The sequence below is a fragment of the Arcicella sp. GW458-12-2-14-TSB2 genome (genome assembly GCF_059423785.1).
In genome coordinates this window covers 1-11,276 of sequence record NZ_JBWKYN010000190.1, presented here as the reverse complement: position 1 = coordinate 11,276, position 11,276 = coordinate 1, and the positions used below count along the sequence as shown (strand labels likewise).

The window sequence follows — 11,276 nt, the reverse complement described above, 5'->3', positions numbered from 1 at the left end:
ATCTTGTGTTGAATTAACTAAATTTATTTGAAAAAAGTACATTTAAAGCTATAATTATTTACAATTTTGTAGCTATATTCTTTTATTATCCTGAAATTCAATAAAATACTATAATCTTCCCAAGAGATTAAATAAACATTAAATTTGTCCCAATGAAGTATTCAACCCTTACTTTACAACAAAAACCCCTCGTAGAAGTCTGTGCTTATTCTTTTGAATCGTGTGTGGCGGCAGAAAAAGCCCAAGCAAATAGAATAGAACTTTGTAGTTCAATGTTTGAAGGTGGCACTACGCCTTCAGCTGGTTTAGTAAAAATAGTCACTCAAAAAATCAAGCTTGGAATCAATGCCATGATTCGCCCTCGAGGTGGAGACTTTTGTTATACTGATGAAGAGATTGCTATCATGAAAGAAGATATTCTTTCCATGAAAGCATTAGGTTGTGCTGGTATCGTATTGGGCATTTTACACCCCGATGGCCGTGTAAACATTCAACAAACTGCTGAATTGGTAAAACTAGCCTCGCCAATGGAAGTAACTTTCCATAGAGCAATTGACATGACACCTGATTATTCTGAAGCATTAGAAGCTATTATTGAAGCGGGTTGTGACAGGATATTAACTTCTGGTCAAAAGAACCTAGCCATAGATGGCATAGAACAGATTGCGGCTATCGTAGAACAGGCAAAAGGTAGAATACAAATTATGGTGGGTAGTGGCGTAAATCTAGGGAACGCTATACAAATTGCCCAAACAGGAGTTGATGCCATTCACCTAACAGGAAAATCTACGAGAGATTCCATGATGACCTACCGAAAAGAAGGCATTGCGATGGGCGGTTTACCAGCAGTACCTGAATATGAAATTGCCTATTCGGATAGTGAAAAAATAAAAGCGGTGGTAGATTTGCTCAATCAAGAATTTCGAGTAAAAAATGAAACAAAACCTTAAAATTTGAAGTATTTTTGATATACCTAATTACAACATTATTCGTTAGTAGGCTTGAAACTAAATTGCATTTAATTCTTTAAGGCAATTTAGTTTCAAGAACGACTTAAACAGATTTTCCTTAACTTTGAAGAACGGAAAATACTGATACAGACAAAATTGTCTTAGAAATATTTTTTTCTTCAATCTGCTACATATTAAATGATGAATTTTAATCTTCGATATTTTTTTTCAATACTGGCTACTTTATTAATAATTAGTCAGTTTTCGTATGCCCAAAAACGTGAATCTTCTAAGAAAAAAGAAGAGCAATCGAAAGCTCAATTACTTGAAGCAGAATCGTTTTTTACCGAAGGAATGAAATTCTATATGATGGAAGACTACGACAAAGCGGTTGAATTTTATGAAAAGGCTCTTGCTATCGTACCTGATAACAGCGGAATTTTGTATGCTTTGTCTAATAATTATCAAAAATTAAAAGACGAAAACAAGGCTATTTTATATGCTGAAAAAGCATTTCAACTGAATAACGAAAACGAAGCCTATGGAGAGTTATTGGCAGACTTGTATGTAAGAAAACAAAAATATGATGCAGCAGCAAGAGTTTACCAAAACCTGATTGCTTTGAATCCTTCAAAATCTGAATTCTATGTAGCACAAGCAGCCGTTTATATTTTTGATAATCACTTTGATGAAGCATTGAAAGCGTATAGCCGAGCTGAAAAAATCATCGGTATTAATGAAGAAATTACCCGTCAGAAACAGATGGTTTTGGTAAAAATAGGTAAAGTAGATGAAGCCATTAAAGAGGGTGAAAAACTAATTTTATCTGACCCTGAGGAGATAGATTACAACATAGACCAAGCAGAATTGCTGATGTCGAACAAGCGTAATGACCAAGCCATTCCTTATCTTGAGAAAATTCTGAAAATGAATCCTGAAAATGCACAGGCTCATATTATGTTGGCACAGTTGTATCAGGAAAAAGGAGAAATTGATAAATGTAATCGTGAGTTAGAATTAGCTTTTGCCGATGCCAGTCTTGATGCTACCACCAAGGCTCGTATCCTGATTGGCTATATGAACATGGCCAAAGATGAAAAATCAAAACAAACAGCATTTAATTTGGTGAAGGTATTGATTAAGGCTAATCCACAAGACCCAAAATCTCATGCTATTTATGGTGATTTGCTTTTTCAAAAAGGTGATGAGAAATCAGCCAGAGATGAATATGTAAAAGCAGCTAGGCTGGATAAATCTATCAATGAAGTTTGGGGAAATATCATCAACATTGATTTTAAGTTAAGACAAATAGACAGTGCCATTGTTCATAGTGAAGAAGCCATAGAGGTATTTCCAAATCAATCTGCATTTTGGTACTTGAATGGTTCGGCATATTATCAAAAAAGAAATCATAACAAAGCGGCAGAGTCTTTAGAAGAAGCTAGACGATTAACACCCACAAATTCTGAGTTATATCAGCACATCAATGCGCTGTTGGGCGATACTTATAATAGTTTAAGCAAATATCAGAAGTCGGATGAAGCCTATGAAGCTGCGCTGAAAGCTGACCCCAACAATGACCATGTACTGAATAACTATAGTTATTTCCTATCTTTAAGAAAAGATAAACTGGAATTAGCGGCTGAAATGGGTGCAAGACTGGTGGAAAAACATCCAGACAATGGTACGTATTTGGATACGTACGCCTGGGTACTTTATGTGATGAAAGACTATAACAAGGCTAGAATCTATTTAGAAAGAGCCGTTGTTCAGAATAAAAGTAATAGTGGTACAATTGTGGAACATTATGGTGATGTGCTTTTTCAATTAGGTGAAAAAGAAAAAGCTGTAGAACAGTGGAAAAAAGCTAAAACCATAGGCACAACCAGTACATTAATTGACAAAAAAATCGCAGAAATGAAATTAATAGAATAAAATTTATAATCCTTAAGCTATTAATTTCCTAATCTTAAAATATGAAACATTACTCATTAATACTCTTAGCGTTTACATTTTTTATTGCTTCTTGTAAACGTCAACATATCAATAAAACCTCCGATGCTTCGTCTATTGATTCATTAAAAGTAGCTGATACGAAGCCAGTAATTGATTCTCTGACTACCATACCATCCTCTAAACCAGAAGTAGCTATAACAGAGGACGAAAAAGTTAAAATAGACGAGATTGATTTTAAATACTTAAAAGCAAAAGCAAAAGTTTCATACAAATCGCCCAATGATAACCAAAGCTTTACTGTTGATATCAGAATGCGTAAAGACAGTTTAATTTGGATGAACGTATCAGCATTTGGTATTACTGTGGCTACAGCCCTTTTCAACGATAGTCTCGTAAAGCTTTATGATAAATATCATGGCGAATACAAAGAATATACTTATAATGATTTTGCGGAAAAATTCAACTTCAATGTAAGCTATGATATTTTGCAAGCGTTGGTAGTGGGGAATCGTCCCTTCAAAAAAAATAAATCGAGAGTAGTTCGTAGCAATGAATACTTCTTATTAAAACAAGAAGAAAACAAAGTATTGATAGATAATTATATTGGTGAAAATAAAAAGCTAAAAAAAATCTTGCTTACACAAGAAGATACAAGTAATAAACTAACTTTAGACTTTGATGACTTTACAACATTGAATCAGTTTTTGTTTCCTCAGTCAAGTTTAATCACTTTAGATTATCAGTCGAAGGAAGATCAAAAAATGTATCAAACCGTTGTTAATATCAAGCACACAAAGGTTGAATTATTAGACACTCCGCTGGAATTTCCATTTAGAGTACCCGAAAAGCTTTTAAATAAAAATTAAAACTTTATCAAAAAGTTGAATTTACATATCAGTAATCATCAAGCAGCCCTAAAATTCGTTTCAGGACTGCTTCTTGTTTTGTTATATTTCATTCCAAATCTATCACTTGCACAAAATTCAACCCTTGCTAAAAGGAAAAAGTTGGAGGCTGCAAAGCAAGAGAACATGCAGAAGATTCAGGAAATCAATAAAATTATTGAAAAAACTGAACAGAAAAAAGAGGCAAGTGTTGGTAAACTTAATGCCTTAGGAGAAAGAATTGATAAACAAGCCAAACAGATTGACATCATTTCAGAGAATCAGCAATTACTTCAAAATGAAGCCGAAGAACTAAAAAAGGCTACTGGGAAACTCTCGGGAAATCTTGAAGAATTAAAGGCAGAGTATGCAAAAATGGTTTTTACAGCGGCCAAAACCAGCAATAAAGTCAACAAGCTAAGTTTTTTGTTTTCTTCTGCAAATTTCAATCAACTGATTCGTCGTTATAAATATCTTCAACAATATTCTTCAGCACGCGAAAAACAAGCAGTTTTAATACAACAGGTACGGTCGGAATTATTGACAGAACAAGTGAAAATCTTGCAAAAGAAACAAGAACAAGATGCTGTTTTGCGTGAAAAAATCACAGAAACTCAAAATTTACAAGTATTAAAAGGTAAGCAGACAGAAGTAGTTACGGAGTTAAGCCAGAAAGAAAAAAGCCTAAGGGCACAATTAGAAGCTAATAAAAAAGTAGTAGAACGCTTAGAGACGATGATTGCCAAGATTGTAGAGCGTGAAATAAAACGCTCGCAAGAACGTGAGCAATTAGCCAATAGACGTAATCAAAACAAGAAGCCGGTTATTACTTCAAATAGAAAAGCCATTGCACTGAATGTGGAGGAAACAAGATTGGCCAGTTCTTTTTCGGCATTACGGGGCAGAATGCCTTGGCCTGTTAATTCTGGCTTTATTTCTAGCCGTTTTGGAGTACACAATCACCCCGTTTTGAGAGGAGTCAGGACAAACAATAATGGTATTGATATACAAACAAGCGCCGGGAATGATGTAAACGTGGTTTATGAAGGCGTTGTACAGTCGGTAGTTTCTATTCCGGGAACTTATATGGTTGTAGCGATTCAACATGGCGATTATTTTACCATTTATAGTAAATTATCTAACGTAACAGTAAGAAATGGGCAAAAGGTAGGTGCTGGGCAAAAAGTAGGTGAGGTTGCCTCTGATACTGATGGTACTTCGGAGCTAAATTTTCAAGTTTGGAAAACTTTTGATAAGCAAAATCCAGAAAACTGGCTTCGTCAGAAATAGGTATTGTATATAGATTCGATAGAAAAAACATAGAATCAGGACAAAATGTTTCCTTAAAAACTGCTTAAAATCCTTATTTTTTTATACTTTTGAAATTAGGCTTGAAAAGATTACACAAAAACCTTTAAAGTTCCAAGAGATTTCCTAATTTTGCAATCCGATTTTGAAGCTAGTAAAAAATGATTAGTTATTTGCTTTGTAAACTCATTATCAATTCATTATACAAGGATAAATAACCGACAACAAATAAAGATAAAAACCAACAATGACAAAGAAAGACGAAAAAACGCCACTTGATTTTTTGGAAACTGCTGATGGCCTAAAAAGCGAATTAGAGCATGACATTCATAAAGTTCAAGCGACTGTTGAAAAAAACAAAGGCGTAGTTTATGGTGTAGCAGGTATATTGGTAGTGGCGATATTAGGTTATTTTGGCTACAAATATTACTTAACGACACAAGACGAAGCAGGACAAGCAAAATTATTTAATGCTGTTTATAAATTTGAAGCAGACTCAAATAAGGTAGCTGCTAAAGAATTAGGTAAAATTGCTGAGGATTTTGGTGGAAATACTGGAAACTTAGCAAGTTTCTATGCAGGTGTTGCGAATTTAAAAGAAGGTAAATTTGATGCGGCCATTGATCAGTTAAAATCATTCAGTAGCTCAGATTTATTGGTGCAGGCTCGTGCCTATTCTTTAATTGGAGATGCTTATACAGAAAAGAAAGCATATAGCGATGCTATAACATATTATAAAAAAGCTGCTGAATATAAGGCTAACAAATTCTTCACGCCTACATATTTAATGAAATTGGCTGCTGCTTACGAAGCAAACAACGAACAAAAAGAGGCGTTGGCTGTTTATACTGAAATTGTAGACAAATATGCAGAGTCGTCTGAATCCATCAACGCTAAGAAGTATAAAGCGGTGTTAGAAGGCTCTGTCTCAGAATAAAGGAATCAATAAAATATTGATACAAGAGGGATAAGAGCATAAGTTCTTATCCCTTTTTTTATAGCTTATTAGTTTTAAACTTTCGTACATCCGCTTTAATGAGTAAATATTTATCCTTACTTTTTAGAGCCAATAGCAAATATTAAAATGTCTTCAGCACATAAAAATCTAAGTATTTTTTCCACAGAAAACTTACCAGACGTAAGTGATAAAAAGTTTGCCCTTGTGGTGGCAGAGTGGAATGAAGAAATTACTAATGCCTTAGCAGCGGGCGCTCATAAAACGCTTTTAGCCTACGGAGCAAAAGTAGAAAACGTAATAAGAGTAAACGTTCCTGGAAGCTATGAATTAACGTTTGCAGCCCAGAAGATGGCACAAAAAGCAGAAATTGATGCGGTAATTTGTATAGGATGCGTGATTCAGGGCGAAACCAAACATAATGACTATATTAATAACGCCGTAGCTCAGGGACTTACTACAGTAAGCTTAAAATATGATAAACCTGTTATCTTTGGTGTACTTACGCCTAATACAGAACAGCAGGCATTAGACCGTGCAGGAGGAATCCACGGAAATAAAGGTGATGAAGCTGCTATTACAGCGGTGAAAATGTTGGCGTTTTAGGGAATATAAGGATAAGGAGTATTTTAAATTGTCAGAGAAATTTAGCTCATTTTAACAATAAAATTATGCTACAAGCCATCGAATTTCCGACCATTCTTACGGATAATCAACACATTGATATTCCGAGTAATCTTCGTTCTCAGCTCAAAGCAAATCAATCTGTTAGAGTGATTGTTTTGGTAGATGAAACACCGTTGACAACAAAAAAGAAAGAAAGAACCCTTGGAGTTCTAAAAGGAAAACTGTCTATTCCTGATGATTTTGATGAACCTTTAGATGATTTGAACGAGTATATGTATTAATATGAAAAAATATCTGATTGATACACATATTTTTATTTGGGCAATTTTAGAAAGCCCAAAATTATCCAATAAGGTACTGACTATTCTCAAAGATACTGACAACCAAATTTTGGTTTCACAAATAAGTCTTTTTGAAATTGCAATTAAACAACGATTAAATAAGTTGCCCAATTTTGACATTTCGACCAATGAACTAATTGAAAAAATTGAACTAGTCGACTTTCAAATTTTACCTATTAAAAACGAACATATCAACGCTTACAATACTATACAATTAGTAGATAACCATAGAGACCCTTTTGATAGACTACTTATAGCAACGGCTTTTCAAGAGGAAATCTCATTAATCTCAGCCGACGAGAAATTTAAAAACTATCAATCTCAAATACAAATCATTGATAATCAATAATTAAAGAAGAAAAAATGCAAGTCTGGAAATTTGGGGGAACTTCCGTTGGGAAGCCCGAGCGAATGCACTCAATTAAAAATTTGATTACTGAAGACGGTAATCGTAAAATTGTCGTTTTGTCTGCCCTTTCGGGTACTACAAACGCTTTAATTTCTATCGGAGAGTCCTTGAAGGCAAACAATGATGCAGAAGCTACTCAAAAAATCAATGAGTTGTTTGCACATTACGAAACTTTTATCAAAGAGCTTTATAGTACAGAAGCGGGTTATGCTGAAGGTAAAGCAATTATTGAAAAAGAATTTTCGTTTATTCGTTCTTTAGAAAGTATCAAACCATTTTCGATAAAACAAGAAAAGGAAATTGTAGCAGAAGGTGAATTGCTTTCTACCCAAATGTTCGAAGCATATTTGCGTGAACAAGGTATTAGCGCAGCTTTATTACCAGCGTTAGACTTTATGCTTATCGATGCAGACAACGAACCTGTATTGAAATTTACGGAAGAAAAATTAGGGGCTATTCTCTCACAATTGACAGACAAGCAAATCTTTATTACACAAGGGTTTATCTGTAGAAACCCACGTGGAGAAGTAGATAACTTAAAAAGAGGTGGTTCAGACTATACAGCATCATTAATCGGTGGTGCCATTGTAGCGGAGGAAGTACAAATCTGGACGGATATTGATGGAATGCATAACAACGACCCACGTATCGTAAAGAAGACCTTCCCTATTCGTGAATTGACCTTTGAAGAAGCAGCCGAATTAGCCTATTTTGGAGCAAAAATTTTGCACCCAAGTACGATTACTCCTGCTAAAATGAAAGGTGTTCCTGTTCGTTTAAAAAACACGATGGAACCAGCAGCCTTTGGTACTTTGATTGCTGACAAGACATCCGACCGTGAAATTAAAGCCATTGCTGCTAAAGATAATTTAACAGCCATTTACATTCACTCAACCCGAATGTTAAATGCTTATGGTTTCTTGCGTAGAGTATTTGAGGTATTCGAAAAATACAAAACGCCTGTTGATATGATTACGACTTCGGAGGTATCTGTCTCGGTAACCATTGATAACGACGAACATTTAGAAGAAATCATGGCTGAATTACGTCAATTTGCAGATTTAGAAGAATGTGATAAAGACCAAACTATCGTTTGTATCGTTGGAAACTTCTCGGCTGATAAAGAAGGTATTGCCTTGAAAGTATTAGAAGCGATGAAAAACATTCCAATCAGAATGATTTGCTATGGTGCTTCCGAGCATAACATTACTTTGTTAATTCACGGCAAAAATAAAGCTGCGGCTTTAAATGCTTTGAATGAACGTTGTTTTTTATATGAAGATGCGATGAAAGATATTTTCTCCGCTCCTTAATTATAACGACATTGCTTAATAGCCGTGTTGTGAAACCTGTTTCCAGCACGGCTATTTTTTTTATCTTTGTGGAAACATACAAGGTACTAATTCAAAGAATAGCACATTGATATTTAGAAAAAACTTATGTTACAAATACAACAAATTAAAGAAAACAAAGCCACTACGATTGAGGGCTTACAACGTAAATACTTCAAGGATGCTGAAGAAATCGTTGAGAAAGTATTAGCGTTAGACGAGAAGCGTCGCGAAACACAAGTTGAATTAGATACTACCCTAGCAAAATCAAATGCCCTTGCCAAAGAAATTGGGGGATTGATGAAAGCGGGTAAGAAAGAGGAAGCTGAAACAGCCAAAGCTGAGACTAGTGCTTTGAAAGTTCGTTCTAAAGAATTGGAAGAAGTATTGAAAAATACCGAAACTGACTTATATGAAGTATTAGTTACTTTGCCCAACTTGCCTCATAGCAGTGTTCCAGCAGGAAAAACACCTGAGGAAAACGAAGTTGTATTGGAAAATGGAGCAATCCCTACTTTACCAGAGAATGCACAACCTCACTGGGACTTAATCAAAAAATATGACATCATTGATTTTGAATTAGGTAATAAAATCACAGGTGCAGGCTTTCCTGTTTATAAAGGAAAAGGTGCTAGAATTCAGCGTGCTTTGATTAATTTCTTCCTAGACGAAGCCATTAATGCAGGTTATACCGAAATTCAACCTCCTATTTTGATTAATAAAGAATCTGGCTTTGGTACTGGTCAGTTGCCTGATAAAGATGGGCAAATGTATCATGCAACGGAGGATGATTTGTTCCTTATTCCTACGGCAGAAGTACCTATTACCAATATGTACCGTGATGTAATTTTACAAGAAACAGATTTACCTATCAAGAATGCAGGTTACACACCATGTTTCCGTCGCGAAGCAGGGTCTTGGGGTGCTCATGTGCGTGGGTTGAACCGTTTACATCAATTCGACAAAATTGAGATTGTACGCATCGAGAAACCTGAAAACTCATACAATGCTTTAGAAGAAATGTCATTACACGTACAAAGCATTCTTCAAAAGTTAGAGCTCCCATACAGGGTATTACGCTTATGTGGAGGCGATATGAGCTTTACATCTGCCCTTACTTATGATATGGAAGTTTGGTCTGCTGCACAAGGTCGTTGGTTAGAAGTAAGTTCTGTATCAAACTTCGAGACATATCAAGCCAACCGTTTAAAATTAAGAATGAAAACTGAAGGCAAATCTCAGTTATTACATACACTTAATGGCTCTGCATTGGCTTTACCTCGTATTTTAGCAGCCATTTTGGAGAATAATCAAACTGAAACAGGCATTAAAATACCAAAAGTATTGGTGCCTTATTGCGGCTTTGAAGAGATTGCTTAAGATCAAACACTTTCCAAATCACCTTTTATAGTCATGATTTTAATAATCATGACTATAAAAAATTACGTTATTAAAGTTAAATAAGCCACTAATTAATCTACTTGAACCTTAAACGTATGAAGACCCTCCGTTGCATTGTTCTTGAAGATGAAGAACCTGCTCAAAACCTTATCAAAAATTATTTATCTCGAATTCAGTCGATAGAACTCCTTCAAGTTTTTGATAATGCCATTGAAGCCTCTAATTTTCTAGCTCACCAAGTCGTTGATTTGATTATTACTGATATATCAATGCCTCATTTATCTGGACTAGATTTTATCAGGATGCTCTCACCAAGTCCACACATAATTATCATGACAGCCCATGCCGATTATGCATTAGAAAGCTATGATTTGGATGTAATTGATTATCTGAAAAAGCCCATTTCTTTTGATCGATTTCAAAAATCGATTGAAAAGGTACAACGTCTATATAGCTTTACAGATAGTGAAGACAAGCATACATCTTCAGAAACTATGGTGTATGTAAAAGAAGGGAGTAAGATGATAAAAGTAAATTTTAATGATATTATTTATGTAGAAGGACTGAGAGATTATATCAAAATTATCACTGATGCAGACCGCCCAATTGTTACCCATATTACCATGAAAAAGATGGTGGAGATTCTACCTGCTCAAAGTTTTATGAGAGTACATAAATCTTATATAATCGCTACTGATAAAATCACATCAATTGATAGTAGCAATAGTTTGATAGAACTCAAAAACAATATCATGATTCCAATGGGACAAAACTATAAAGAAACACTAATGAGTAAGATTAAACCTATTAATTAATATGGAAAAAATTGCCGAGTTGTTTTTAAAAATATATCCTATTGAAGGGGTGTCTATTAAAAGAAGAGTTTTGTTACATTGTGTTTTTTGGATAATAATGTTTATTGGGTTGTGGAAAGTATGGACGATCCCTACTTCAGACTTCAGATACAATTTCATAACTGTGTTGTACTTCGTAAGTCTTGATATGATTTATTTCTACTTTATAATGTATAAAATAATTCCGCTTTGGGAAAATAATTATCAGTATAAATATTTGGCTACAGTCATAGGGATAGTTATACTAATTGCTAGCATTT

General features: G+C 34.7%; 12 protein-coding genes. All 12 read left to right on the top strand.

Annotated features, from left to right (window positions below):
• The first annotated feature begins 152 nt into the window (after positions 1–152).
• Positions 153–950: a copper homeostasis protein CutC gene (locus tag AC07XN_RS20610; protein WP_494744408.1), complete on the top strand. Its 798-nt coding sequence runs from the start codon at positions 153–155 to the stop codon at positions 948–950.
• 198 nt (positions 951–1,148) lie between these two features.
• On the top strand, positions 1,149–2,885 hold the full coding sequence (locus tag AC07XN_RS20605; protein WP_309959248.1) for a tetratricopeptide repeat protein: 1,737 nt from the start codon (positions 1,149–1,151) through the stop codon (positions 2,883–2,885).
• A 41-nt stretch (positions 2,886–2,926) separates the two neighbouring features.
• A complete protein-coding gene (gene lolB1, locus AC07XN_RS20600) occupies positions 2,927–3,772 on the top strand; it encodes a lipoprotein insertase outer membrane protein LolB1 (RefSeq protein WP_309922595.1) in 846 nt (281 codons plus the stop codon).
• Between the two features lie 165 nt (positions 3,773–3,937).
• Positions 3,938–5,080: a murein hydrolase activator EnvC family protein gene (locus tag AC07XN_RS20595; RefSeq protein ID WP_494744407.1), complete on the top strand. Its 1,143-nt coding sequence runs from the start codon at positions 3,938–3,940 to the stop codon at positions 5,078–5,080.
• A gap of 265 nt (positions 5,081–5,345) precedes the next feature.
• Positions 5,346–6,035: a tetratricopeptide repeat protein gene (locus tag AC07XN_RS20590; protein ID WP_309922600.1), complete on the top strand. Its 690-nt coding sequence runs from the start codon at positions 5,346–5,348 to the stop codon at positions 6,033–6,035.
• Positions 6,036–6,182: 147 nt separating this feature from the next.
• Positions 6,183–6,659, top strand: coding sequence for a 6,7-dimethyl-8-ribityllumazine synthase (gene ribH, locus AC07XN_RS20585; RefSeq protein WP_494744406.1), 477 nt, complete (start codon positions 6,183–6,185; stop codon positions 6,657–6,659).
• Positions 6,660–6,724: 65 nt separating this feature from the next.
• Positions 6,725–6,961, top strand: a complete 237-nt coding sequence (locus AC07XN_RS20580; protein ID WP_494744405.1) for a DUF2281 domain-containing protein — start codon at positions 6,725–6,727, stop codon at positions 6,959–6,961.
• 1 nt (position 6,962) lies between these two features.
• On the top strand, positions 6,963–7,370 hold the full coding sequence (locus AC07XN_RS20575; protein WP_494744404.1) for a type II toxin-antitoxin system VapC family toxin: 408 nt from the start codon (positions 6,963–6,965) through the stop codon (positions 7,368–7,370).
• A 14-nt stretch (positions 7,371–7,384) separates the two neighbouring features.
• Positions 7,385–8,743 (top strand): aspartate kinase, encoded by a 1,359-nt coding sequence (locus AC07XN_RS20570; protein ID WP_494744403.1) that lies wholly within the window; start codon positions 7,385–7,387, stop codon positions 8,741–8,743.
• A gap of 126 nt (positions 8,744–8,869) precedes the next feature.
• A complete protein-coding gene (gene serS / locus AC07XN_RS20565) occupies positions 8,870–10,141 on the top strand; it encodes a serine--tRNA ligase (protein WP_494744402.1) in 1,272 nt (423 codons plus the stop codon).
• A 116-nt stretch (positions 10,142–10,257) separates the two neighbouring features.
• Entirely contained in the window at positions 10,258–10,977 is a 720-nt protein-coding gene (locus tag AC07XN_RS20560; RefSeq protein ID WP_494744401.1) for a LytR/AlgR family response regulator transcription factor, read from the top strand.
• Position 10,978: 1 nt separating this feature from the next.
• Positions 10,979–11,276: hypothetical protein (locus AC07XN_RS20555; protein ID WP_494744400.1), on the top strand; the 298-nt coding region annotated here is incomplete at its 3' end.

What these genes read in the sequence shown, in the direction of transcription:
- AC07XN_RS20610 (WP_494744408.1), top strand. Translation starts at nt 153, where the DNA reads ATGAAGTATTCAACCCTTACTTTACAACAAAAACCCCTCGTAGAAGTC.
- AC07XN_RS20605 (WP_309959248.1), top strand. Translation starts at nt 1,149, where the DNA reads ATGATGAATTTTAATCTTCGATATTTTTTTTCAATACTGGCTACTTTA.
- lolB1 (WP_309922595.1), top strand. Translation starts at nt 2,927, where the DNA reads ATGAAACATTACTCATTAATACTCTTAGCGTTTACATTTTTTATTGCT.
- AC07XN_RS20595 (WP_494744407.1), top strand. Translation starts at nt 3,938, where the DNA reads ATGCAGAAGATTCAGGAAATCAATAAAATTATTGAAAAAACTGAACAG.
- AC07XN_RS20590 (WP_309922600.1), top strand. Translation starts at nt 5,346, where the DNA reads ATGACAAAGAAAGACGAAAAAACGCCACTTGATTTTTTGGAAACTGCT.
- ribH (WP_494744406.1), top strand. Translation starts at nt 6,183, where the DNA reads ATGTCTTCAGCACATAAAAATCTAAGTATTTTTTCCACAGAAAACTTA.
- AC07XN_RS20580 (WP_494744405.1), top strand. Translation starts at nt 6,725, where the DNA reads ATGCTACAAGCCATCGAATTTCCGACCATTCTTACGGATAATCAACAC.
- AC07XN_RS20575 (WP_494744404.1), top strand. Translation starts at nt 6,963, where the DNA reads ATGAAAAAATATCTGATTGATACACATATTTTTATTTGGGCAATTTTA.
- AC07XN_RS20570 (WP_494744403.1), top strand. Translation starts at nt 7,385, where the DNA reads ATGCAAGTCTGGAAATTTGGGGGAACTTCCGTTGGGAAGCCCGAGCGA.
- serS (WP_494744402.1), top strand. Translation starts at nt 8,870, where the DNA reads ATGTTACAAATACAACAAATTAAAGAAAACAAAGCCACTACGATTGAG.
- AC07XN_RS20560 (WP_494744401.1), top strand. Translation starts at nt 10,258, where the DNA reads ATGAAGACCCTCCGTTGCATTGTTCTTGAAGATGAAGAACCTGCTCAA.